Source organism: Paenibacillus hubeiensis (assembly GCF_032334105.1).
GTDB classification, from domain to species: Bacteria; Bacillota; Bacilli; order Paenibacillales; family Paenibacillaceae; genus Paenibacillus; species Paenibacillus hubeiensis.
Genome location: NZ_JAVYAE020000001.1, coordinates 1,059,599 through 1,084,200, shown reverse-complemented (window position 1 = coordinate 1,084,200; position 24,602 = coordinate 1,059,599). Strand labels below are relative to the sequence as shown.

Sequence of the window (24,602 nt, the reverse complement as noted above, 5' to 3'; positions counted from 1 at the left end):
GGATTATGGCTGCTCATTTTTTAGTTTCCTAAAAATAACAAATCCTATAGATTAGTCTAATATCCCGAATGAAATATTTTCCATGAGATTTGTAATTCAAAATCAGGGGGCGGTTTCATGCAAACGATGGAGCAATGCTTTGATCCATTTCCGAGGCTGGAAACGGAACGTACCTGGCTTCGGCCGATTACGCATGAAGATTTGGAAGATATGTACGCATATTGCTCGATTCCCGTCGTTTCGCAGTTCACAACATGGGATGCGCATCAGAGCAGGGAAGATACTCGGGGATTTATCGATTTTATCCAAAATCAGTACGAGACGCGAAAAATAGGGCCATGGGGAATCGAAGACAAAGGATCAGGAAATCTGATTGGCAGCTGCAACTATGTCAATTGCAATCAAAGTCAGCTTACCGCCGAGCTTGGATATGTATTGTCTCCTTCATACTGGAATAAAGGCATCATGAGCGAGGTTATTCGCAGGGTGATCCGTTTTGGCTTCGAGGAGATGGGGCTTGAGCGTATTGAGGCGAAATGCATGGTGGAAAATATAGGATCAGCCAGAGTCATGGAGAAGGCAGGTATGACCTATGAAGGTACGCTCCGGAGCTATATGCAGGTGAAAGAACAGAGATTGAACTTGAAGCTCTATGCCATCATTCGTGTGGATTTTGAGTCAGGATGTAGTGACAGTTAGGGTACGGTTATGAAGGGCGCATCAGGAAAAATGCCTGATACTCCAGCTCAAGCATTGACGTCTTTTTCCACGGAGATTTCTGGATTCAGGATACATCTGGGTGGATTTTATGGATAAGGAGGCCAAACCATGGGAATGATCGGACAATATGTGGCAATGCCGAACGAGTTAATCGTGAAATTAGCAGAAGGCAGTTTGCTTTTAAATGACGTGGATCTGCAGAAATACGAGGGATTGGATATTGATAAGTCTTGGGAAGGCATTCATTTTTGGTTAACCGAAGAGTTGAATGACGGTGAACCGCCGCAAGGCTATGTCGTACCTCTGCGGGACGAGCAGTATCTCGATTTTGAGAGTTTCGGTGCGTTCTATCTATTTGTCGATCAAGTGAAGGAAGCAGCGGTTTATTTGGAAAGGGTGACCGAAGATGAGCTGAAGGAACGTTATGACTTCCAAACGATGGTGGACGAGCAGATCTACCCTCTTGTGGAGGGAGACGAACAACAGGAATTTTACGACTATCTGAAGGTCAACTTGGACAAAATCGGGCGTTTTTATGCCAAGAGCGTGGCAGAGGGGAAAGGTATCGTGTTTTATATTTTCTGATGGCAATAGAACCATGTCTCGTTTCCGGGAGATGGTTTTTCTTCGTTTGAACAATGGCGTTGAAAAGCTGAGGACGAGTATGCCATATGGGAAATGTCATATTCAGGCCGTACGTGAGTCCTGTATACTTTTTGGGTTATCGGCAATGCCGAATCAGGATGTACGGGAGGTCTATGGCATGACTGCAAAAAACAAGTACAAAGCGCTGGAGCTTGAAACGCCCGGCGTATACGATTTGGAAGGACTGGAGGTCGGGGTCACCTCCAACTGCAATTACAAATGCGATTATTGCTGCGCCTATAACCGGGACGACGGGCAATGCATCAGCGGGGAGGAGGTTATACGCATCATCCGTGAACTTCCTGCTTTGAAGCGTGTGCGCTTGTCCGGGGGAGAGGTGACGCTGAAGTACCAGGATTGTTTGGACATCGTATCTTACTGCGGGGCGAATGGCATTGATACACAGCTGAACACCAACGCCAGCCTACTGACGGAGGAACGGATTGTTGCGCTGCGTGACGCAGGGTTGTCCAACATCCATATTTCGTTCAATTATACCAATGCGGAAGAATACGCGGCTTATTACCGAGTGCATCCTCGGATGTATGCGCGGTTAGAGCAGAACATCCGCATGTGTGCGGAAGCCGGACTGGAAACGGTATTAGAGACCTTACTCTTCGAAGGCACTCAATCCAACATGGCCGCGATCAGCGAGAAGGTATATGAGCTAGGCGTACGCATCCATGAAATACAGAACAGTATCGTCATGCCGCACAGCAATTGGGACAGGATTGCGACGCAGGAAGCGCTAGTTCAATCGGTGAATGAATTGATTGCGAACAAACGGGAGGATACGACGCTGTATTTCACGTGCATGGATCGTTTTGCGGAGCGGCTCGGGTTACATGAACAGCCGGGTGTGTACTTCTCCAACTGCGTGGACGGCACGAAGCAGCTGCATTTGCACGGCAACGGAGACATCCTGATCTGCGAATTATGCCACCCGGTCGTCATCGGCAACATTTATAACGGTACATCGCTGAAAGACATTTATGTACAGCAACCGGAAGCGCTCACGGAGTTTTTGACCCAACGCCCTTGCCCGGCCTACGATGCACTCTTTTCAAATAAAGCATAACGATTGGAAAGATGACTTCCTTCCAAGGTATATCAAAAGTAATGAAGGCAGCCTTATCCCTGAATAAAGGGAGGGCGGCCTTCTTTTTTTTGCCCTTCGGCAGAGCCGGCATGTTTCAGATTCATTTAAGCAACCGGCTCTATCATGTGCTTATGAAAGAACTTGATGAGGTGAACGTCCAAATGATGAAACCATATAATCCCCCACGGGAGCAGCGCTCCGGCACGAAAAGCAAACGAACACGCATCTGGCTGACGGCTTCGATGGTTGTGGTCCTGGGCCTCGGAACCGTCGTGTACAGCCTCGCGGACCGTTATTTGATCCGGCACGTCGAAGTCGTCGTTGCGGCTGACAATACCGCACAGGCCAGCTCATCGACCGACGTCACGACGACTGCCGCGGAAGCCAATGCCAATTACGATGACTGGAACTATTCCAGTGACAGCCTGGACATCAGCATTGATAAAGTGCAGACTGGCTCCGGTTCGGACCAGATTACCTACTATGTTGCCGACGTTGTGATGAAGGATGCCAGCAGCCTGCAAGCCGCTTTGGCAGACAACAGCTTCGGAACGAACATTACCGAAGATACGTCGGACATTGCTGCAGCGAACAATGCGATCTTTGCCATCAACGGCGACTATTACGGTTTTCGTGACGATGGCGTCATTATTCGCAATGGCACGCTCTACCGGGATGAACCGGTCCGGGACGCGATGGCTTTGCTGAGCGACGGTACGATGAAGACGTACAGCGAAACGGAGGTCTCCTCCTCGGAACTGCTGGCTGAAGGAGTGACCAATACGTTGTCTTTTGGGCCGATCCTGGTAAAGGACGGCGAGATTACGAGTGATTTCAGCCATGTCGAGATCGACAAAAACTTTGGCAACCGATCCATTCAGGATGCGAATCCACGCACCGCCATCGGCATGATTGCACCGAACCATTATGTGTTCGTCGTTGTTGACGGTCGGCAGCAAGACAGCCGGGGCATGACGCTCGCCGAGCTGGCGCAGACGATGAAGGATCTGGGGGCGACCGAGGCTTACAATCTGGACGGCGGCGGTTCGTCAACAATGTATTTCATGGGCAGAGTCGTAAACAATCCGCTGGGCAAAAACAGTGAACGCGGCGTAAGCGACATCCTGTACCTGAAGGAGAGTGAATGATCATGACGATTTTAATACCCGCATATGAGCCGGATGTCCGTTTGCTCAACCTGATCATGCAGCTCCAGACGTTCCGACTTGGTCCCATCGTCATTGTGGATGACGGCAGCGGCCCGAAATACCGGGGAATCTTCGAAACGGCGGAAGCTTATGGCTGTACCGTCCTGACGCATCCCGTCAATCTGGGAAAGGGGCGGGCGCTCAAAACGGGTTTCCGGCACATTCGCGAATTCGGGCCGCAAGGATACGTGGTCTGCGCGGACAGCGACGGACAGCATTTGCCGCATGACATCAAACGCGTCGTGGACGCGCTGCAGCAGCAAACCGGGCCGGGCATGGTGCTCGGCAGCCGGAAGTTTGCGGGCAAGGTCCCGCTTCGCAGCCGTTTCGGCAACAGCGTGACGAGAGGTGTATTCAAATTAACGACCGGAACGAAGGTGTATGATACGCAAACGGGTTTGCGCGGTTTTCCGTATTCCATGCTGGACTGGCTCTGCGAGGTTCCGGGCGACCGTTTCGAGTACGAGATGAACATGCTGCTGAACGCCAACAAGGAAGGCTATCCCGTCACGGAGGTGTTCATTGATACGGTGTATCTGGATCACAACAAATCGTCCCACTTTCGTCCGCTCGTCGACTCGTTCCGCATCTACTTGCCGATTCTCATGTTCAGCACCTCGTCCGTCATATCGGCTTTGATTGATTTTGCGCTGCTGTTCCTCATCCAATACATGACCAGCAATCTGTTCCTGTCGGTGGTGACCGCGAGGTTGTGCAGCTCGATCTTCAATTATACGATGAACCGCAAATATGTCTTCTCAGGCGGCAAAACGTCGAAGATCAGCAAATCGATGCCAAAGTATTTTGCGCTCGTCGTTCTGGTTTTGTTCATGAACTACGGCCTGCTGTATTTCTATAACCAACAGTTGATCATTCCACTGATCATTGCCAAGGTGCTGACGGAAGTGACCGTTTTCCTGTTCAGCTATTGGGCGCAGCGCAGATTCGTATACCGTTCTTGAAAGGGGCAAGCGTAAAGCTTGCTCTTTTGTTTGGCTTGAAATGTGACGCGAGAATGTTGGTAAGTGATCCCCATAAGAAGTTGCGGCGACGAAATATGTCCCGATAATGCATTGGTGTGTTGTATGATGGAATAACATATTGTTTCACAGGAGGGAAAGCATGAAAACGATTGCTGTCATATCCGATATTCATGGCAACCATCTTGGGCTGGAGGCGGTGCTGCAGGACATTGCTGCACGTGATGTGGATCTGGTCGTTAACTTGGGAGACAGCCTGTTTGGACCCATCGATCCGCTGGCGACCGCAAAACTATTGATGGGGCATGAACGTATGATTCACATTATGGGGAATTGCGACGCACTGCTGCTAAAGGCAGAGCATGAATCGCTTACCCATGCTTTCGTCAGGCCGCTGCTGGATGAAACCATGCTGTCATGGATCGGTACGTTCCAAGCAACCTGGTCTTACGAAGAGTTATTGTTCTGTCATGGGACACCTTGGCTGAATCATGCGTATTTGCTGGAAAAGGTAACTCCCGATGGGGTTCATTATAAGGATGCTGACCGATTGGAAAAGGAGCTTGATCCGATCCCGGAGAAGGTCGTGTTTTGCGGGCATAGCCATGTGTTCAAATCGCTGCACTTACCAGGAGGGAAAATAGTGGTGAATGCCGGCAGCGTCGGACTGCCCGCCTATGAGGACGAAGAGCCCTATCCACATGTCATGGAATCCGGAACTCCCTATGCAGAGTATGTTCTGGCGCATCGTCAGGAAGCAGGGAACTGGGTTGTGGAGCATGTCCTGGTCGAATACGATTGGGAACAAGCCAGCCGGATTGCCTTGCAGAACGGACGAGAAGACTATGCGTTTGCATTGCGAACGGGGAAAGCCAAACCTTAAGGTAAGGTTGCTTTATAGACTGACCCATCAAAAAAAGGAGTGAGCCCATGTTTTTGCGGAGCGTGGAATTGATGAAAGGGCACGTGGACAAGCCGCGTCAATATCCGTTCACCATCCCGGCGATCAAACGTTTGACCCGGCTGAAATTCAGACGCAACGTCACGTTTTTCGTAGGGGAGAATGGATCGGGCAAGTCGACGCTGCTGGAGGGCATTGCCCACCAATGCGGCTTCAACACGGCCGGAGGCGGGAAGAACAACGTCTATGACGTGCATGCCTCCGAATCGGCGTTGGGCGATTATTTGCGTCTGGCCTGGCTGCCCAAAATGTCCAACGGCTTTTTCATGCGTTCGGAATCGTTCTATCAGTTCGCCGAGCATATTGACGATGTAGGAGCAACTGGACGATATGGCGGACGCTCTTTGCTGGAACAATCGCATGGCGAATCTTTTTTGAGCCTGTTCGTGAATCGCTTCGATTCGAAAGGCATCTATCTGTTGGACGAGCCCGAGGCAGCGTTGTCGCCGGCCCGGCAGCTGTCCCTTTTGCGAATATTGCATGACATGTCATCCACGTCCCAATTCATCATCGCCACGCACTCCCCGATTTTGCTCGGATATCCGGATGCGGAGATTTGGAGGTTTGACGAGAGCGGCATTTGTACGGTGGACTATGAGGAGACAGAGCATTATCAAATCACGCGCAGCTTTTTGGAAAACCGGAGGCGGATGCTGGATGAATTATTCAGAGATTAAAAGAGGGGGGATTATGATGAAAACCGTTCATTGGGCTGATCTCTGCATGACTTACACGATTGATCGGCCTAAGACGAAGGAAGAACTGAAAAGAATGCTGCTGGCCCTTAAACGTTTGGCAGAAGAGGGATTGAATTTTGCGGTTTACGGGGAAGAGGTTCGAAAACAGTTCATCATTGCGGTACAAGGGGAGCAACAATTCAATCAAATCATGGATCGACTTAAGCGTGAGTTTGGGTTGGAAGTGATGGTTGCGGAGCAGGAACCCAAGGTATTGTATAAAACGACGCTTGGAAAAACGGTAGAATCTGAAGGAAGGTACGTCAGACAAAACGGAGGCATACATAAATTCGGCGTTTGCTCGCTCAGGTGTGAGCCTCTTCCGAGAGGCGGAGGATACGAGTTTGTCAATTTAATTGAAGATGATGAAGTGATTCCCGAGGAGTACATTCCAGCGGTTGAAGAAGGTGTGAAGAGCACGATGTATAGGGGACTTACCGGCGGTTTGCCTATCGTCGATGTCTTAGTCCGTTTGTATGACGGGGCATACCATGAACAGGATTCAAACGTATTTTCATATAAGATTGCTGCATCTATAGGTTTTAGGAATGGGTACAGTCAGGCCGATCCTGTTCTTCTTGAGCCGTATATGAACGTTGAAATGAAGGTAACCCACAACAATGCCAACCTGCTGTCACTTGCTGCACAACTCCTTGGTCCTAGCAGTAATGTGAGCGAACATGCGGATGGCAGCATTTCGTTGCAAGCCGAAGTTCCTTTAAGGGAGTGGCTTCAGTATCGTGAGCAGATCCAAGAAAACCTGAAAAGTGCCGGGCAATGTACCGTAGAGTTGGCGTATTATGATCCGATCCCAGAGGATTTGAAGGAAACGATAATTGCGACATCCCATTTGGCAGATGCCTATTACCGGGATCTTTTTCAATGGGAAAAGTGGGGCAAGGAGTCTGAGGATCGTTATCTGAGTGACTATGTGGATTCATTCTGGGAAGATTCGAGAGGCTAAAACAGGAGGGAGGAGTGAAGAAAGTGCAGATCAGCAACACTGAAAATTATATGTACATAACGGTATCGAGACCGGATACCAAAGGAGAATTTGAAGGTATGTTCCGTGCCTTAAAGAACATGGCTGACGAGGGCTTGAGTTTTGATATGTACACGGATGAGGATCATAAACAGATCATTCTTTCAGGTCCGGGCGAATGGTATCTTAGAGAAATGGCAGAACAATTGAAAGATCGGTTTGGATTGGGGTTGTCGGTAGGAGATCCGCAAATATTGTACAAAACGACGATTCGTGAAGCAGTCACGGCCGAAGGACGCTTTATCAGGCAGAGCTCCGGCAGGGATACTTATGGCCATTGCTGGATCGCCATCGAACCGCTGCCCAGAGGCGAGGGTTACATGTTTATCAATGAGGTTGAGGATGAGAACGTTATCCCGGCAATATATATTCCGGCGATTGACGAAGGTATTCAGAGCATCATGCACCGTGGAATTCTAGGACGCTTTCCCATTGTGGACATCCGCGTACGCCTGCTCAACGGTTCCTACAACAGCACGGATGCGAGCATGATGGCTTACAAAATCGCCGGATTTCTTGGGTTCCGGGAAGCCTACAATCAGGCGTCGCCCGTTGTACTCGAACCATGGATGAAGGTCAGGTTTCCCGTTGAAGAGAAGCACATTTTACAAGTGAACGATGTACTGGAACGCATCAATGCACGCAATATAGAATATGTGGAAATGACGGGAGGAGGCGCTGTCGTTGCAGATGTAGCGCTGCGACTCCTTATGCCGGGGCAACTATACCAGATCGTGAGCGGCATGGAAGCTTCCACCCTATCTTATTTCAATAATAAAATACGAAATAACAGGGATTTCATGGTACAATTTTCATATTATGATGAAGTTCCTCCTGAACTCGAAAACGATATCATTGATCGGTCCGACTTGAAAGATGCCTATCATTACAGTCATGAATATCACTTTTCTGAACACTGGGATACAGAAGAAACAGAGCGGCATCTGAAGCAATTGATTGAATCGTTTTGGGGAGAGGGTTGAACCACGATAGGAGTCGATATATTGAGTATAGCTTTGGTTATAGTAGACATGCAGGAAACGGTCGTAAGGAACAAGCTGGATCAACAAACGATTGACCACGCTTGCGAGTACATCAATCACGTGGCGGACCAGCTTCGGTCCAACAGTCACTTTGTCGTTCATGTGCAGGACGTGGAGGGTATGGACGAAGCCGGCCGGGAGCAGCTTCATTTCATTCCCGAAGTCGATCTGCAGGACGTTGATTTTATCATCACCAAGGAGAGCTCGAATGCGTTCTGGCAGACCGAACTGGAGCAGGTGCTCGAAAGCAAAGGCGTGAAACTGGTCGTTATCGCCGGATTTGCTGCAGAGGAATGTGTTCTGTTTACATACAACGGTGCGCTCGAACGGGGCTTCAAGGCAGTAATGCTTCAAAACGGGATTCTCAGCACGCATACGGATGCGGTAGCTTCTGTGTATCGGGATCGAAACGTGATTTCGTATCCGGTTGTCGATTATCTGACGCGAGTCTAGGGCACAAAGAAATGAATCAAATATCGGTGCCTGAACGATTGGAAAACGAATTGGAGTCCCTGCGCATGTCCAATACGTCGATGCAGGTTTTCATGGAATTGCTTGCACTAAGCGGATCATCGCTAGCTTCAACCGACCGGGACAAACAATTTGTCATTTGGCTTGCCCAGAGGGACCAGAACGTTTTGGGCAGGGGGACGGTAGGTTTCGATCTTGAGGAGATGCCGTGGCTGCCCGAAGACGTTGAAGAGAGCAAGATCTTTTTGTTATCCGTCATTGATGGGGTCATCGCTCGAACACGATGGTCCGTGTTGGATTACGAACCGAATGAAGAATGGGTGCAAAGCTGTTTTGAACATTTTCGCCGGATGATCGAAGCCTTTGAGGAAGAAGATGTGGATGCCCGGCATTACCTGGAGTGGAGCGCGCTGGATGATGACGAGGACGAAGGAACCATCCCCGATGGATATCCCAAGTGCGGAGCTCATGGCGTATATTTGTCCTGCTTGGGCTGCATCATCTGCAATGCCGAGGAGTAAATCCAGACTAACCATGCAGTGTCTGCCATCCCCTCCCTGATGGATGTACCATCTTTCCAAAATAATAAAAGAATGGAGTAATGCCAGATGCCATGGCCCATGGTTCATTTTGCGGTTGCTGCTGCGATCGAGCCTAATCCGTCTCCCGAGTTTTTGCTCGGGAGCCTTGCTCCTGATGCCATACATACAAGAAGTAATGATCGATCCGAAAAAGCCAAAACCCACCTGATGATTGAAGCAGGCAGGTTTGCGACCGATGAGGAACTGGGAGATTTCCTTGAGCTTAACAGACACCGGGCGATCTCTGATCCGGCTTTTATGGATTACTTACGCGGATACATCGCCCATGTGTACACGGACCGTGTATGGACGTTTGATATCTACCCTCCTTATGAAACGCATCCCGATGGCAGAAGAGTATATAACCAGGATGTGGCGAAGCTGGAGTTCATGCTGCTGCGCGACCGCCCTGATGCCCGTCAATGGTTGGATCGGCTCAGCGAAGGCAAAGCTTATGCATTGGCAGGTTTGGGGGAAGAGGAAATTTATCCATACCGGGAAGCTAAGCTGGATTTCCTGAATGATGCCTCGCAAGAGCCTGATACAGATTTGACTGTAATCTCAATGGCCGAGATGGATGCGTTTATTCAGGATACGGCGGATGCGCTTAGAACGTTGTTTGAACAATGGGGGTGCAGTTCATTTATCGCTCAAGTCGGGGAGCCCTGAATGAAGGGGAATAGGCTGGATTCGTGTTGAGACTCGATGAAGTTCGTCAGCGAAACAGAGGTGAGTTTTTTATGTATGCGGTCATCGCAAATGTTATTACGGATAACCAGCTTCGAGTTGGGGCCAAGGTGTACATTTTATTTCATCACGGCATGGCAGAAAGTGCATTGGTATATGGCATGTCCAAGTATGGGAGAAGGATCGAAAAGTACATCTCATACAAAAAGCTGGAGAGATTCCGGGTCTGTTGGGTGCCTGAACATATTCGGCCTCGGATGCACGAAAACTGGATGCATGAGGAACGATGGGAAGCGGATCGGCATGCTGACTGGCTTAATCAGATGTGGGGCAGGGTACGGGTATTCGACCCGCAAGGCAATCTGGTCAAGGACGGCTTATCTGCTGAAGAGGCGTATCGCTCCTTGATGCATGGAAGGTAGATCAAACGATGAAATTTGTTTATGAAAAATTTTCATGCGACGTAGATATTTTCCGTCAGGGAAACGATATCATGGTCCGATTTTATAATGGTCAGAACGAACCTGCCGCCGATGAAATCGTGAATCTGGTCTTCGTTGATCCGGGATACGGCTATTTACAATTGAAATGCAAAGGAAAACATGAGGGACTATTGAGCGGTTTTTTGGATGAATCGTGGTTTGTTTCCGAGGATATGGTGGATGCGGCCATCGCGTTCATCGAAAGCCTTTCTCCTCACTCGCATGGTATCTATCTTCCATATCACGTGGCACGATTCAAACGCACTGATTATGTGGAGTACAACGGAGAGTATTGAAATGAAGAGTTCGGTTAAATAAAATACTGAAAAAAGCGGGAAGGGACTTCGATGAACGAAGAGGCTGTACTCGAGCTGTACGGATTGGACCCTGATCCTGCTTACCGGGAACCGATCCGTCAGTTGTTGAAGCGCGAGATTGAACATATGGCGGCTGAGGATCACGAGCTGCTGCGAACGTTGTGCGTTATGCTGTTTTGTATCGGGCAAGTGGAGGACACGCACATCATATGGCAAGCCAAGCAAAAAAATCAGGATGCCGCCAGCTACATCGATGTTCAATTATTATGTGGAGCCGGATATCAGGCAACGGTGGACTATCTTGAGCGACGGGGCGATCCTCAAGCGAAGCAGGAACTCAAGTATCTTAAAGAATGCGAACCTTTTGATTTCATCGACTTTTCCAAGGAAGAGTGGGTGCAAGGGTATAAGCAATATTACGGCGTCACGTAATTTTGATAGCATATTTCGCAGGGAGAGAGACACAAATGGGGAATTTTAAGAGCGATGGATAAGTTAACCGCCGAGTTTCAGATGGCAACCAAGGAGGCATTCCACCATATTTCCAAACACAAGCGTGTGCGAAAGCCTGTCGTGGAGTGGTCGCTTCGGCTGTACATTAACGGTATGAAGCTGAGTGAGGACGAAGTTTTTGTCCAAGCGGAATTTTTCCGCTCGTTGTTGAAGCCTGGGAAGTATCCCATGTTTACCTGCACTTGCGGTATCTTTGGCTGTGGAGGATATTACGTCGACGTGCTGCATGAGGAAACAGGGATCAGGTGGATTACAGAAGAGGCTCCTTTTGAAGACAAAACACTTCCTCACTCCCACAGGTTTTCCTTTTCCAGAGATGACATGATCCGGTTCGCAGAAGATTTGCTGCATGGTTATGAGCAATTGGATCGGTTGATGGCGTCCGTCAACCTGAAGTTCATGGATGACTTGGAGACATATCGCCAAACCGTTCATTTTCTAAAAAAAGATGATTGAGATGACGCAGCAAGATGGAGCCGATTCACGGACTGTGCCTGAAACCGGAAGGGGATGAACCAGGTAGTATATGTGCGCTGGCGAGTATTCGGATGTGGACAACTTCTTTTTGATCAATTTTTACTTTGGGGTGAATACCCGATTTTATCATAACGCTGCGTCATTCAGGTGGAATTTTCTCGCCTGTGGCGCGGCTTTTTTATTGAACGAAACAGAGGCGCGGGGCGTTTTCTTTATATCCGCTCAGGCGGTTCGCAAAATGGTAGAGATCGGTTATGATAGTTTTGTGGCATTTTTCCAACATATCCATATTCATCATAAGCGCGTGCTAATTTCATTCCTGAGGAGGAAACGAATGGACGCCATTTTCTTGGACTTTTACGGCACGGTCGTGCATGAAGATGATCATATTCTTCCATCGATCTACGAGCAGGTGCGGGCGGCGGCAGGTGTGGACTGTACAACGCACGACATCGGGAGCTATTGGTGGCAGGCCTTTTCGCGAATGTTCCACGATAGCCATGGCAGCCGTTTCGTATCGCAAAGGGAACTGAATGTACGGTCTTTGGCGGAAACGCTCCGGCATTTTCAAGCAGACCTGCAACCACGGGAATTGAATCGCGAACAATTGGCGCATTGGCGTCGTCCCGGCATTTTTGCCGACTCGATTCCCTTCCTGGAGGCTGTACCGCTACCGGTATATATTTTGTCCAATATCGATACGGACGACATTATGGCATCGATGGCACATCACGGATTGAACGCAGCAGGAGTCATCACGAGTGAAGACGTTCGTGCCTACAAACCAAGACCGGAGATGTTTCAAGAAGCACTCGCCCGGTACGGACTGCAGCCTGAGCGGGTTATACATGTCGGCGATTCTTTGGTCAGCGACGTGTATGGTGCGCAGAGCGTCGGTATTCGGGCCGTTTGGTTGAACCGGAACAGCAGACCTTTAAAAGGAGATTGTATCCCAGATAACGAATGCAGCGATCTGATGCAGGTCCTGGATTTGTTATGAAGAGCCGATGAATGGCAGAACGATGATATCGCTTCTTTTGCGGAATCGGCAGCGAGATGGGGGGCAGCGTCCAGCGAAGGATTGCCATTTTATGAAAAGCCGGACAACGCATGGAAGCGATGTGCCCAGATTTTGTACATGGGCAAAATTTATGAATGACAGGGAGTGCAAGTCAGCGTGGAACAACAAGACAATACGATTCGGATTCATATTACGGAAGAGGATTACTGGCATCTGAACAAAACAGCGATCCTCAAAATGTACGGCATCGGCATGCTCATCGCGGTGGTGGCGCTACCGATCCTTATGACGGTGATCTTTATGCAAATGGGGCGCTCCTTGACGTACAGTCTCATTGCTTCATTGTTGTTAAGTGCATTTGTCGACATCTATACATATCTTCGCACGAAGGGCAAAATCAAAAAGCTGGCTCGTCAGAGCAAAGGCATTCTGGGTGACCAGCAGCTGGAAATCACGGCGTCGGAAATTCGTTGGAGCAATGATATGACTTCAGGGACGACGCAGTGGCAGGGATTGGAAAGCTTTCAGGAAACGAAGGCATATTATTTTATATTCATCAATAAAGCAAGCGCGCACATTATTCCGAAACGTTCTTTTCAAACAGAAGTCGAGGCAGCTGACTTTGCACGGCAAGTAAGGACCTATATGCAGGCTGCCAAATAAAAATGGAGTGGGGGACTAATCCATGAGCGAAATTACCGTATACCACTATGATGCTTTTGCATCCACACCGGGCAAGGGCAATCCGGCAGGCGTTGTATTCGGCGCAGATCACTTGAGCGAATCGGAAATGCAGCTTATAGCGCACAACGTCGGTTTCAACGAGACGGTGTTTGTGCTGGGCTCGGATACGGCCGATCTTCGGTTGCGTTATTATACGCCAGGACATGAGATCAATCTGTGCGGCCATGCCACGATGGCTTCGCTGTTTGGTTTGAAAACGAGAGGGATGTTAAACGGCAAAACGTCGGTAGTCATCGAGACCAATGTGGGCAACCTGCCGATTCGTTTTGAGCAGGACGGGGAGACGCTGCGCATGGAAATGAAACAGGATCTGCCTCGCTTTTTGCCGTTTAACGGCGATGTGGACAGGCTGGCTGCCTCCATGGGTCTCAGGGCAAGCGATATTGATCCGACGGCTCCAATCGTATATGGAAGCACCGGTACGTGGACGCTGCTGATTCCGATTCGCAGCCTGGAAGCATTCGAACGCATGAAGCCGGATAGTCGGCTTTTTCCCGACATTTTGCTTGAAAACCCCAAATCCTCCCTGCACCCGTTTTGTATGGAAGCCCATGATTCGTCGGCATTCATGCACGCCCGGCATTTCTCCTCTCCGTATTCGGGGACGGTGGAGGACCCTGTAACCGGAACGGCATCCGGAGTGATGGGAGCTTATTATCTGACCTATGTTCAACCCGGACAATCCCATGCCGAGTTTACAGTCGAACAGGGACAGGAGATCGGGCGGGATGGAAGAGTTGGAGTCAAAGCGCAAAAAACTGCGCAAGGCATGGAGATTTATATTCAGGGAACGGCTGTTTTTGTGCGTGAGCTAGTCATTCAGTATTGATTTTCAGGTCACCTAAACGAGGTGAAATCCTAGACCCGAACGTAACGCGGAGGGAGAATTGACCATGTTAAAGATCGTGGATATCCGGCAGAGGCCGGAGCTGTTGCAGTCCGCTGTACAGTACTTCTGGAAACAGTGGGGAACGGAAACGAACCTTGACTTTTATCGGGACTGCATCGAACGGTCCATGGTAACCGACAGCGTGGTGCCGCGTTTCTATGTGCTGCTGGACGGAGAGCGGATCGTGGGCGGATATGCTTTGTTGCAGAGCGATTTGAACAGCAGGCAGGATTTATTTCCTTGGTTTGCATGCCTGCACGTCGATTCGGGATATCGCGGCCAAAATCTGGGCGGACAGCTGCTAAAGCACGGAGTGCAAGAGACGCATAAAATAGGGCTTGGCAAGCTGTATTTGTGCACCGACTTGATCGGGTATTACGAGAAGCAGGGTTGGAGCTATAACGGAAAAGGTTACCTGTTCAATGGGGATGAAGTACGAATCTATGAATATTCCATCTGAGCGATTAGGAGTGAGTGAGATCGAACAGACCATCCAAGCCGCCCGCTTATTGGCGGAAAACATCATCCGGAAAGCAGGGCAAGTTGCGCTGGATCAATTTGATCGCATTACCTGTCTGGTGGAGAAAGATGAGTTTGGCGACATCGTTACCGCCGTGGATCACGAAACGGAGCAGCTCATCTGGGATGCGATCAGCAGCGCTTTTCCTACCCATGCCATCCACAGCGAGGAACGCGGTCACAATGGCATAACCAGCGACTGGCTCTGGATGGTCGATCCGCTGGACGGAACGAACAATTTTGCGATCGGATTGCCGGTATTTTCGGTTTCCATCACGTTGATGTATCAGGCTGAACCCCTGCTTGGCGTCATATATGAACCAATGGTTGATCGTTTATTCGTTGCGGTTCGCGGACAAGGGGCGTTCTGTAACGATAATCAGCTGTTAGTCAAAAAGAAACAGGAGATCCGCAAAGGCACTATTGGCTGGATTCAAGGACATGCAGTTCAACATGAACAGCGGGCCGTGAAGCTCCGCTCTTATCTGGATGTTTCTTTTAAACGAATGATGCGTTTGTGGGCTCCAACCTTGCAATGGTGCATGTTAGCCAAAGGAAATATCGATGGCATCGTGCTCTACAACTCTGAAGGAGACGATCTGTATTCAGGCGTATTGATGGCTCAGGAGGCAGGCGCAACCGTCATGGATTTTCAGGGAAATGCGTTCAAAGGAAGGAACACCGAGCCTTATCTGATCGCCTGTCATCCCGAGCATCGCGATTATTTTCTGAATACAGTCAGGGAGGGTCTGGAAAATGATCACGGAACTTAATCCGCATGAGTTCGGGAAGGTGAGGCATCTCATTGATTCAAGCGGGGGCGCCGAAGTTAGAGCAGTTGCTGATTGCATAAATCCAGGACGCATATATGTGAATGAAGAGCTAAACGGAGCCTTGTTCTGGATTGAAGGTCAAGGTGGATTTCAACTCATTGGTGATTTTTGGCGCGGGACGCTGCTCGTTGAGTTGGAAACATTCATGCGCGAAACGATGGAACCGGAGATGCGAAGACTCGGTAAGGACTGCATCGAGATTGCCATGACGAACGAGCGTGGGGAGAAGGCCTTTCGTCAAGCCATGGTTGATCGAGAGACTTTTTCCGATGTCCAGTATGTTTTCGGTTTTCTTGGGAAGCGTGAGCAGAGGGCTGTGGCGCTTGCTCATCCTTTGCCAAACGTTTCTAATGGTCCGGATGAAACGGTAAGCGTCGTCAGAATAAGTCGTGAACTTTTGGAAGATGAGGGCTATGGGAACCGCGAATTTCTGGCGGGGAAAATCCTTCAGTTTTGGCATTCTGGCGAAGCCTTTTTCCAACATGGGTTGGGATACGCTGTAGTGCAGCATCACCAAATCGCCAGTGTGTGCTTCTCGGCGTTCGTGGCTGGGCGCATCCATGCCATCGATATTGAAACCATGGAGCTATATCGTTATAAAAGGTATGCTTCAATGGCTGCAAAAGTCTATATCAATGAATGTATAAGAAGAGAAATAGAACCTTACTGGGATTGTTCCCCTGATAATGAAGGATCGATCCGTCTTGCGAAGGGGCTTGGAATGTCTTTGAAATTCGGCTACCGGATTTGTTGGTACTCGATATCTACATAGAGAAACCATGGAGGGTTAGCGATATGAACGAAGCCTTGCTGGCGGAGATGCAGTTTTTGATCGAAATTGACAAGTTGAAAACGATTGAACGGAAAACGAAGATCATGCACGGGGACAGGCTGGAAAACGATGCGGAGCATTCCTGGCACCTGGCCATGATGGCACTGATTTTGCATCGGCATGCAAACCATGATATCGATCTGTTGAAAGTGTTCAAAATGCTGCTCGTCCACGATCTGGTTGAAATTGATGCCGGGGATACGTTTGCTTATGATCTGAAAGGGCATGAAAACAAGCACGAACGTGAATTGCAGGCAGCACGCCGACTGTTTGGCATGTTGCCACCGGAACAAGCGGATGAGTTGATGGGGTTATGGCTGGAATTTGAGGCCAAAGAGACACAGGAAGCGCAATTCGCGGCATCCTTGGACCGGTTGCAGCCGCTCATACATAATTACCGAAACGAAGGCGATACATGGCAGAAATATGGCATTACAAGCGAACAGGTTACGAATCGAAACCGGGAGATTGCGAATGGCTCCGAAGCGCTATGGGGCTATGCTCAGGAGCTTATTCGCAGTGCAGTAGAACGGGGAATTCTGAGGTCGGAGTACGAACAACAGAACCACTGAGGAGGAGACTATGGGATACATTATGGAGCTTCGGGAAAAGGTTGGGTCTCGTCCACTGATTATGGCCGGTGCGAGCGTGCTCGTTTTCAATGAACTTGGCCATTTGTTGTTGCAAAAGCGTGCAGACAGCCTGGATTGGGGCACGATCGGAGGTTCATTGGAACCGGGCGAATCTCTGGAAGAAGCGGCGCACAGGGAGCTTTGGGAAGAAAGCGGTTTAAAGGCGAACACTCTGCAGCTGATCACCGTTATATCGGGAGCGGATGCGTATTACCAATATCCCAACGGCGATGAAGTCTACAACGTTACGGCCGTCTTTAAAGCGATTGGCATCGAAGGCACCCCTGTCCTGATGGACGATGAGGGATTGGAGCTCCGCTATTTTGATTTGAACGAACCTATTCCGAATCTTAACTCCTATGCAGCACATGTACTAAGCGAATCGGGATTCCTTCAGAACGTGCAAAAGGAGGGAGCAAAGGTATGACGCAGGATTTCTATTGCGAAGAAGTTCTTAAGAAATCTCGCACAATATTATCATTTTTCTCTCAGTGAATTGCTCATTCGTCGCCGGTATAATTGGGCTATACTTCCAATAAAGTGAGGATGAGCATGATGGATGCTTTTCTGGAACAGATGAATGAGTTGAATGAGCTGCAGAAGGAACTGGTGCAGATTCATCCGTTGTTTACGAATCACTATCCGATCGTTGTGGCCAATGAAATGTTATTATACATGTATGATTATTCGCCTGAGAAACAGCAGTACGAGTGGGTCAAAACGGTACCGGATGACCTGAATATTCCCGAAGGATGTTTGGCGGCAATGCCGGTTCATCATTTGAATGAACGTACGTGCGCGATCGTCACCGATGAGGCTTTTCAGAGCTTTGAGATGAAAATATATTTGTTCCACGAGTTCGTGCATTGCTACGTTCACAAGAGCTATGAACACATCGGAGACCGGGTTGAAATCAAACGCACCATGGAGAAAAGAAGGCGAGTAACGTGGGAGCTTGATTACGAGTTCCCATATGACGATGAAACCATCGTGCAGCGAATCGGGATCCTGCAGGATGCCCTGAAACAGAAAAAGTTGGATCGCATTCGTCAGGCCAGACAAGCCTTGTTCCAGGCATTAAGCGAGGAAGCGGGCGAATACTGGTGCTGGCTGGAGTGGAACGAAGGTTATGCCAGATATATCGAGAACCGGATTCGCAGCCGTTTCGGCCTGGCCCTTAACCATTTGGGAGAAGATGCGCCGTATAATCGTCTTCTTTTCTATGAATGCGGCTCTGAATACATTCGCTTGCTGATCGAAGGCCATTCAGAACTCCATACCGACCTTGAGCAGCTATTCGACATCCTTCAATCCGAACGATTGGAGCAGCTTCAAACGCATTAACATGTGAATGAAGGATCGTGCCTTAACGAAAAAGGGGGATAAGAATATGCCTTTGCCGATGGTTCATCTGAATATCGCTTCATTACTGGCCAACAAGTGGCATGTCGGTGAGCACCAAGGAGCGTTCTATCTGGGGAATATCGCGCCCGATTCGATCCATATGCGGGATGGAGCGACGCGCGAAGACAAACGGCATACGCATTTTGAGCCCAAGGCCGAGGGCGATTACATGGCAAGGCTGCAGGAGCGTTATTCAACGCTTGTCGAGCAAACCAATGACGAAGGGCGAAAGTGGTTTGTGCGTGGTTATTTCATGCATGTGCTGACAGACTACATATGGTTTCGGAGCGTACATCCGCAATTCGTGAAAGAAGTCACCGGCCTGGAGCGGGATGAGGGGATGAAGCAGGCACGGGACCAGTTGAACCGCTTATATTATCAGGAAACGGATCAGGTTGACTTCGTCCTGTATCAGCAAGCGGAGTGGAGTTCCGAAGTGTGGCAGTGGCTTGGCCGGACCCGTGGCTACGACATGCAGGATCTCCTGATAGCCGACGAGATGGAGCGCTGGCGGGATCGCACATTATCCTTTTTGAAGGAAGGATCGCAGCAACCCGGCATTGTTCCGCAGTACATTACGGCCGAAATCGTTGAACGATTTGTGTCCGAAACGGCGAAGCGGCTTCAAGCCGTGCTTCAGGCGTGGGATGCCCGAATCCCTCTCTTAGAACAGACATCCTAGATTGATTGAACAGAAAGAGTGAGACGACATGACAGAACAGATTGTGATCCAAAAGCTGGCGCCTTCCGACGTTGAGGGAGCGCATCAAGTATTCGAAGCCTCCATCACAAGGGCGTTTGCGCAGGAGGGGCTGGGTTCGCTGCAGGACGATATCCGCCATGAGATCGAACAGAAAAAGGAGCTTCTTCAGGCTGCATTGCAGCAATGGAATGTGCCGGAGGCAAACGTGTTTTTCCTGCTGGCCAAGCATGAAGGACGCGTGGTCGGTACGATATCGTATGGGCCTTGCGGCGAGGAAATCCGGATCTGCACGGATCAGCGAATTACGGAGATGGGCGAGCTCGGCAGTTTATACATTTTACCGGAGTTTCAGGGGCGGGGGATCGCTTCGAAATTAATTCGGGCGCTGGCGAGCGAGTTGGACCGCCAAGGAATCCGCCAATTTTGTCTGGATAGCGGATATGGGATTGCCCAGCAGAAATGGCGGCGCAAATTCGGTGAACCGTATGCCGTCGCCAAGGACTTCTGGGGAGAGGGAGTCCATCACATGGTGTGGCTGTGCAATGTGAAGGATTATGCGGTAAAATAAAAATTCCGGAAGATGACGATCTGTATGATGCAGGGGTCATCTTTTTTGTTAACGAACCATATGAAAGGAGTGTTGTATGCCATGCAGTGGAACCTGCCGGAGCAGCGGTTATCTCCGGATGCGGTCAACATATGGAGAACGAGCGCGTACATAAGCAATGGAATTGGATTCATCATTCTCGCCGCATTGCTGGCATTGGATCACGTTTTTGACTGGTGGACATGGATAGGTTGGGTGTTGTGGATCATTGCAGGGCTCTCAGTACTGTATGCTGTTTGGGAAATATGGATTCATCCTTCATTATTGTACCGGTATTGGCGTTACGACGTGAGTGAAGAGTTCCTGCAGTTGAAGCATGGAGCCTGGAAAAGGGTACACCAAATTATCCCGATGGCCAAAATCCAGTCGGTCACGACGGAGCAAGGACCTTTGCTGCGCAGATACGGATTGTATTCCGTCTCGGTCGGCACCATGGGTGCGTCCCACCGCATCCCGGCTTTGTCAGAGGACGTGGCGGTGGCGCTTAGGCAGCAGATCGCTTCCTATGCAAAGATCAACGAGGTGGACGAGTGATGGAGAAGAAACGACATCATCCGCTCAGCATCGTATGGGGAATGTGGAAGCTTGCGAGAAACAGCGCTGCGTTTGTGATCTATTTGTTTGTTGTCCGTTACGATACCGAAGCGAAATGGGTTACGTACGGGCGATGGATTTTCTATGCCGCCATGGTCATCGGCGTTGTTTCGGTGATCTGGAAATGGTATGCCGAGCGTTATGAAACGGACCGGGCGGCATTTCACGCCTATGAAGGCGTGTTTAACCGAAAGAAACGTACGATCCCTTATACGAAGATCCAGAATGTGCATCGGCATACGTCCTTGTTCCATCGTTTGTTTGGGGTGACGTCCATCCGTTTCGAGACAGGCACCAAGGGAGATGAAGCTGCGTTTTATGTTCCGGTGCTGACGTTGGCTGAAGCTGGACGATTGGAACAATGTGTGGTGGGGGCAACGTCCAACGTTACTGCCGCTGATACAACATTTATGAACTCTCCGACTGCAGGTGAGGATGGGCAAAGCAATCTGGCGGTGAATCACGCGGAGGAAAACGAGACAGCGGCTTTTTTGAAGCAAACGGAGCAAGCCAAACGAGCTATTCACTTTGAATCCACGCGCCGGGATACGGTGAGAGCTTCTTTTACGTCACTCAGCTTCCTGGTGCTGATCCCCATTCTGGGTTCGTTGTATTCAGGCATTCAGGATTTTTTCCCGGATGAAACCGTGACGCGAAGCTTTCTGCTGACTTGGCTGGATCAATGGTGGACAGCTGCCATTCTTATCGTGGTGCTGATCATCATAGCCATGCTGGCGGGCATGGTGCATACCTTTATAAAGTATGGGAATTACCGGATTACATCCGATGATTCACGGATTTATATCACCAAAGGCATGCTGGAGCAATCGGCATTCTCGATTCAGAAGCAGCGCGTACAGGCGGTGAAGATCACGCGAAGTCCGATGAAACGGTTGCTTGGCTTGGCCGAAGTGGAGTTGGTCACGGCGGGCGGCGTTGGTGAAGATGAGCAGGAGGTAAACTCGCTATATCCATTTTTGCCGGTGAAGCAGGCTTATGCCATCATATCAGAGATTTTGCCATCGTATGAAGTCAGTGAAGACATGCAGAGGCTTCCAACCAAATCGCTATGGTTACGTTTGCTTGCGCCCAGCTGGATATGGCCGATTGCTACAGGGGCACTCTGGTATTTCAAACCGGTGTGGTTGGGTCAGGAAGGTGCGTGGTGGATGGTGTCGGCCCTGCTGCTGGTGTTGATCGTGACAGGGCGGGTCGTGGAATTTTTCCATACCCGTTATGTATTGAACCGGAATTTCATCCAATTGCGAACAGGGGCCTTCACTTCGACGTTGTTCATCTCCAAGCGGGAAAAAGTGATCGAAGCGCGCATTACGCAAAACGGGCTGCAGCGCTGGTTCGGGGTGGCATCCATTCAGACGGTGAATCGTGCCAAACCGGTGGTTCATCAGGCCGTTAAGGACGTCCCGTCCAATATGGCGGAGGCATTCCGACTTTGGTACGTGGAGCGGACACGAGACGTGCAGACTCGTTAAGCTTTATAACAAACAGGTGCAGAAGCAACGCCGGTTGGCGCTGTTTATGCACCTTTTTTGTATACATATATTCGGATGATCCGTTAATCTTTTGCATCTAATGTTACAGTAAAATAGAAAAAAATGGGGGAGTCTCGTGAACAAGAAGAAAAGATACATCTTCATCACGGTTGTGGTGTTGCTGGTCATGCTGATTGTTTCACCCTTCCTTTATGTGCAGGCGAACAAATTCATTTATGCACATCGGGTCACCGAATATCTCATTGAAAAGAAGGGATATGCCAAAGACGAAATAGCGTCTGTACAAGGCGTGTGGAGCGTCAAGCTGCCTCCGTTTCTCGTCATTGTGAAATTCAAAGATGAACCGGACGTGGAGTATATTTATTTTGCTCATGCAGGTGTGCTGCAGTCCAGTCATCGCATTTCCGATGAAGCGGTCCAAAGGGGAAAAACCAAATCTGATCTGAAACATTTTGCGCCCACTATGGATATGGAACAACAAAAATAAATCAAGTATATTCCAATTATAGAATTCAGTGTAGAATGAGCAGAAGCGAAAGAATGTTCCTGGTAGAGAGTGTTGTTCCATTGTGGGAGCACTTTACGTGCATATCACTCCAATGTTGTTATAATGCGGTTTGCTGGTTTTAGTTGTACTGGCTCATCAAACTAATAAACTGGGGGAGAGCATTATGCAAGACATTCGGGCAGTTATTTTTGATCTGGACAATACGATATTGAACCGGACACGTACGTTTGAAGGATTTACGCGAAGCTTTATTGAGAGCTACTTCAGTCATCTGGAGACGGCGGAACCTATTTTTGCGCGAATCATTGAGCTGGACGAGGATGGGTACAAGGACAAGGGGCAGTTGTTCGACGAGCTTCTTAAGGAACTGCCTTGGATCAACCTGCCGGTACATCAGGAATTGATGGATTTCTATGCCGAGCATTACGTGGGAAATGCGGTGCTGATGGAGCAGGCCCAGGAGGTAGTACGGGAGATTAGGCAAAAGTACAAGACGGCGCTGATCACGAATGGCCGAACAGATATTCAATATGGCAAAATCGATCGACTCGGCATCCGCGATGATTTCGACCTGATCATCGTTTCGGAGGAGGCTGGCGTGAAGAAGCCCGATCCGCGAATATTTGAAATGGCCTTGGAACGTCTGGCATTGAACCCCGAGCAGTGCATTTATATCGGAGACCATCCTGCCAATGATGTGCAAGGGGCTGCCGATGCCGGTTTGCATCCAATATGGATGAAAGTCAATCAACCCTGGCGGGATGACCTTACCGTCAAACCTGTGCACGTTATTGAACATTTGAGCGAATTGCAGAAATTACTATGAACATACGGCGATGCCATACATAGGGGGCATGATAACGATGATTGCACCAAAATTACGACCTGGGGATGAGGTCAGGATTATTTCTCCCGCCCGCAGCTTGTCCATCATTGCCCCAGATCAGCAAGAACTGGCCGTTCGCAGATTAGAGGAATGGGGGTTGAAGGTGTCCTTTTCGGCCAATGCCAATGAAACGGACGAGATGCAGTCTTCCTCCGTCGAATCCCGCATTGCCGATCTGCATGAAGCTTTTGCCGACCCGAATGTCAAAGGCATATTGACAACCATTGGCGGTTTCAATAGCAACCAGCTGTTGCGTCATATCGATTATGATCTGATTGGCGCCAATCCCAAGCGGTTATGCGGCTTCTCGGACATCACGGCGATGGGCAGCGCCATTTATGCGAAAACAGGGCTTGTGACATATTCCGGACCGAATTTTTCCAGCTTCGGCATGCTCTTGGGCTGTGAGTATACGATGGATTATTTTGTGAAAATCATGTTGGAATCAGCCCCTGTAACGGTGCTTCCTTCCGAAACGTGGAGTGATGATGCTTGGTACCGGGACCAGCATAACCGTGAGTTTATTCCGAACGCAGGTCCAATCATTATTCATGAAGGATCGGCTGAAGGGACCATTATAGGCGGTAATCTGTGTACGCTGAACCTTCTGCAAGGCACGGAGTATATGCCTTCGTTGGAAGGGGCGGTCGTGTTTGTGGAAGACGACTCGATGTCCATTCCAGAAATGTTTGATCGGGACTTGATGTCGCTCATTCACCAGCCCGGTTTTGAGCAGGTGCAGGCACTGGTCATTGGCCGCTTTCAGAAGGAATCACAGATGACGCCAGCACTGCTCGAAAAGATCATTCGTGACAAACGTGAACTTCAGCATATGCCGGTCATTGCCAACGTCGATTTTGGACATACAACGCCTATGTTTACCTTTCCAATTGGGGGCCGGGCTGCCATCGATGCACGGAACCCTTCGTTCCGCTTGGTCATATCGGAGTGAA

At 49.5% G+C, this 24,602-nt stretch carries 32 protein-coding genes; all 32 read left to right on the top strand.

Annotated features, from left to right (window positions below):
• Nucleotides 1–117 precede the first annotated feature (117 nt).
• The 32 genes from RSX24_RS05210 to RSX24_RS05055 all read left to right on the top strand — a co-directional run bounded on the left by RSX24_RS05210 (nt 118) and on the right by RSX24_RS05055 (nt 24,601).
• Nucleotides 118–699 carry a GNAT family N-acetyltransferase gene (locus RSX24_RS05210; RefSeq protein WP_343259856.1) on the top strand — a complete coding sequence of 194 codons (582 nt, stop codon included), beginning with the start codon at nt 118–120 and terminating at the stop codon, nt 697–699.
• A gap of 129 nt (nt 700–828) precedes the next feature.
• Complete coding sequence (locus tag RSX24_RS05205) at nt 829–1,305, top strand: YfbM family protein (protein ID WP_343259855.1); 477 nt, start codon at nt 829–831, stop codon at nt 1,303–1,305.
• Nucleotides 1,306–1,483: 178 nt separating this feature from the next.
• Nucleotides 1,484–2,443 (top strand): radical SAM protein, encoded by a 960-nt coding sequence (locus tag RSX24_RS05200; RefSeq protein ID WP_343259854.1) that lies wholly within the window; start codon nt 1,484–1,486, stop codon nt 2,441–2,443.
• 182 nt (nt 2,444–2,625) lie between these two features.
• On the top strand, nt 2,626–3,612 hold the full coding sequence (locus tag RSX24_RS05195; protein WP_343259853.1) for a phosphodiester glycosidase family protein: 987 nt from the start codon (nt 2,626–2,628) through the stop codon (nt 3,610–3,612).
• Between the two features lie 2 nt (nt 3,613–3,614).
• Complete coding sequence (locus tag RSX24_RS05190; protein WP_343259852.1) at nt 3,615–4,634, top strand: GtrA family protein; 1,020 nt, start codon at nt 3,615–3,617, stop codon at nt 4,632–4,634.
• Between the two features lie 160 nt (nt 4,635–4,794).
• Nucleotides 4,795–5,535 carry a metallophosphoesterase family protein gene (locus tag RSX24_RS05185; protein WP_343259851.1) on the top strand — a complete coding sequence of 247 codons (741 nt, stop codon included), beginning with the start codon at nt 4,795–4,797 and terminating at the stop codon, nt 5,533–5,535.
• A 47-nt stretch (nt 5,536–5,582) separates the two neighbouring features.
• Nucleotides 5,583–6,290, top strand: a complete 708-nt coding sequence (locus RSX24_RS05180; protein WP_343259850.1) for an AAA family ATPase — start codon at nt 5,583–5,585, stop codon at nt 6,288–6,290.
• Between the two features lie 13 nt (nt 6,291–6,303).
• On the top strand, nt 6,304–7,314 hold the full coding sequence (locus tag RSX24_RS05175; RefSeq protein ID WP_343259849.1) for a translation factor GTPase family protein: 1,011 nt from the start codon (nt 6,304–6,306) through the stop codon (nt 7,312–7,314).
• Nucleotides 7,315–7,328: 14 nt separating this feature from the next.
• A complete protein-coding gene (locus RSX24_RS05170) occupies nt 7,329–8,375 on the top strand; it encodes a translation factor GTPase family protein (RefSeq protein WP_343259848.1) in 1,047 nt (348 codons plus the stop codon).
• A gap of 21 nt (nt 8,376–8,396) precedes the next feature.
• Nucleotides 8,397–8,888 (top strand): cysteine hydrolase family protein, encoded by a 492-nt coding sequence (locus RSX24_RS05165; RefSeq protein WP_343259847.1) that lies wholly within the window; start codon nt 8,397–8,399, stop codon nt 8,886–8,888.
• A gap of 11 nt (nt 8,889–8,899) precedes the next feature.
• Nucleotides 8,900–9,427 (top strand): hypothetical protein, encoded by a 528-nt coding sequence (locus tag RSX24_RS05160; protein WP_343259846.1) that lies wholly within the window; start codon nt 8,900–8,902, stop codon nt 9,425–9,427.
• 87 nt (nt 9,428–9,514) lie between these two features.
• Nucleotides 9,515–10,156 (top strand): hypothetical protein, encoded by a 642-nt coding sequence (locus RSX24_RS05155; protein ID WP_343259845.1) that lies wholly within the window; start codon nt 9,515–9,517, stop codon nt 10,154–10,156.
• Nucleotides 10,157–10,227: 71 nt separating this feature from the next.
• A complete protein-coding gene (locus RSX24_RS05150) occupies nt 10,228–10,596 on the top strand; it encodes a hypothetical protein (protein ID WP_343259844.1) in 369 nt (122 codons plus the stop codon).
• Between the two features lie 8 nt (nt 10,597–10,604).
• On the top strand, nt 10,605–10,952 hold the full coding sequence (locus RSX24_RS05145) for a hypothetical protein (protein ID WP_343259843.1): 348 nt from the start codon (nt 10,605–10,607) through the stop codon (nt 10,950–10,952).
• A gap of 51 nt (nt 10,953–11,003) precedes the next feature.
• Nucleotides 11,004–11,405 (top strand): hypothetical protein, encoded by a 402-nt coding sequence (locus tag RSX24_RS05140; RefSeq protein ID WP_343259842.1) that lies wholly within the window; start codon nt 11,004–11,006, stop codon nt 11,403–11,405.
• 54 nt (nt 11,406–11,459) lie between these two features.
• Nucleotides 11,460–11,942 (top strand): hypothetical protein, encoded by a 483-nt coding sequence (locus RSX24_RS05135; protein ID WP_343259841.1) that lies wholly within the window; start codon nt 11,460–11,462, stop codon nt 11,940–11,942.
• Between the two features lie 355 nt (nt 11,943–12,297).
• Nucleotides 12,298–12,963, top strand: coding sequence for an HAD family hydrolase (locus RSX24_RS05130; RefSeq protein ID WP_343259840.1), 666 nt, complete (start codon nt 12,298–12,300; stop codon nt 12,961–12,963).
• Between the two features lie 177 nt (nt 12,964–13,140).
• Nucleotides 13,141–13,647 carry a YcxB family protein gene (locus RSX24_RS05125; RefSeq protein WP_343259839.1) on the top strand — a complete coding sequence of 169 codons (507 nt, stop codon included), beginning with the start codon at nt 13,141–13,143 and terminating at the stop codon, nt 13,645–13,647.
• 22 nt (nt 13,648–13,669) lie between these two features.
• On the top strand, nt 13,670–14,557 hold the full coding sequence (locus RSX24_RS05120; protein ID WP_343259838.1) for a PhzF family phenazine biosynthesis protein: 888 nt from the start codon (nt 13,670–13,672) through the stop codon (nt 14,555–14,557).
• Nucleotides 14,558–14,621: 64 nt separating this feature from the next.
• Nucleotides 14,622–15,077 (top strand): GNAT family N-acetyltransferase, encoded by a 456-nt coding sequence (locus tag RSX24_RS05115; RefSeq protein ID WP_343259837.1) that lies wholly within the window; start codon nt 14,622–14,624, stop codon nt 15,075–15,077.
• The gene (locus RSX24_RS05110) at nt 15,061–15,909 is read left to right on the top strand and encodes an inositol monophosphatase family protein (protein ID WP_343259836.1); all 849 of its coding nucleotides are present in this window, start codon (nt 15,061–15,063) and stop codon (nt 15,907–15,909) included. Before RSX24_RS05115 ends, RSX24_RS05110 begins: the two co-directional genes overlap by 17 nt.
• The gene (locus RSX24_RS05105; protein WP_343259835.1) at nt 15,893–16,741 is read left to right on the top strand and encodes a GNAT family N-acetyltransferase; all 849 of its coding nucleotides are present in this window, start codon (nt 15,893–15,895) and stop codon (nt 16,739–16,741) included. The genes RSX24_RS05110 and RSX24_RS05105 overlap by 17 nt, the downstream gene beginning before the upstream one ends.
• A 23-nt stretch (nt 16,742–16,764) precedes the next feature.
• Complete coding sequence (locus RSX24_RS05100; protein WP_343259834.1) at nt 16,765–17,373, top strand: HD domain-containing protein; 609 nt, start codon at nt 16,765–16,767, stop codon at nt 17,371–17,373.
• A 10-nt stretch (nt 17,374–17,383) separates the two neighbouring features.
• Nucleotides 17,384–17,860 (top strand): NUDIX hydrolase, encoded by a 477-nt coding sequence (locus tag RSX24_RS05095; RefSeq protein ID WP_339276968.1) that lies wholly within the window; start codon nt 17,384–17,386, stop codon nt 17,858–17,860.
• Nucleotides 17,861–17,985: 125 nt separating this feature from the next.
• Nucleotides 17,986–18,777 (top strand): hypothetical protein, encoded by a 792-nt coding sequence (locus RSX24_RS05090; RefSeq protein WP_343259833.1) that lies wholly within the window; start codon nt 17,986–17,988, stop codon nt 18,775–18,777.
• A 46-nt stretch (nt 18,778–18,823) separates the two neighbouring features.
• The gene (locus RSX24_RS05085; RefSeq protein ID WP_343259832.1) at nt 18,824–19,519 is read left to right on the top strand and encodes a zinc dependent phospholipase C family protein; all 696 of its coding nucleotides are present in this window, start codon (nt 18,824–18,826) and stop codon (nt 19,517–19,519) included.
• A 28-nt stretch (nt 19,520–19,547) separates the two neighbouring features.
• Nucleotides 19,548–20,108 carry a GNAT family N-acetyltransferase gene (locus RSX24_RS05080; RefSeq protein WP_343259831.1) on the top strand — a complete coding sequence of 187 codons (561 nt, stop codon included), beginning with the start codon at nt 19,548–19,550 and terminating at the stop codon, nt 20,106–20,108.
• A gap of 45 nt (nt 20,109–20,153) precedes the next feature.
• On the top strand, nt 20,154–20,681 hold the full coding sequence (locus tag RSX24_RS05075; protein ID WP_339276974.1) for a PH domain-containing protein: 528 nt from the start codon (nt 20,154–20,156) through the stop codon (nt 20,679–20,681).
• Nucleotides 20,681–22,234: a PH domain-containing protein gene (locus RSX24_RS05070; protein WP_343259830.1), complete on the top strand. Its 1,554-nt coding sequence runs from the start codon at nt 20,681–20,683 to the stop codon at nt 22,232–22,234. Before RSX24_RS05075 ends, RSX24_RS05070 begins: the two co-directional genes overlap by 1 nt.
• 136 nt (nt 22,235–22,370) lie before the next feature.
• Entirely contained in the window at nt 22,371–22,742 is a 372-nt protein-coding gene (locus RSX24_RS05065) for a DUF3139 domain-containing protein (RefSeq protein ID WP_343259829.1), read from the top strand.
• A 184-nt stretch (nt 22,743–22,926) separates the two neighbouring features.
• The gene (locus RSX24_RS05060; protein WP_343259828.1) at nt 22,927–23,589 is read left to right on the top strand and encodes an HAD family hydrolase; all 663 of its coding nucleotides are present in this window, start codon (nt 22,927–22,929) and stop codon (nt 23,587–23,589) included.
• Between the two features lie 37 nt (nt 23,590–23,626).
• Entirely contained in the window at nt 23,627–24,601 is a 975-nt protein-coding gene (locus RSX24_RS05055) for a S66 family peptidase (RefSeq protein ID WP_343259827.1), read from the top strand.
• The last annotated feature ends 1 nt before the right edge of the window (nt 24,602 follow it).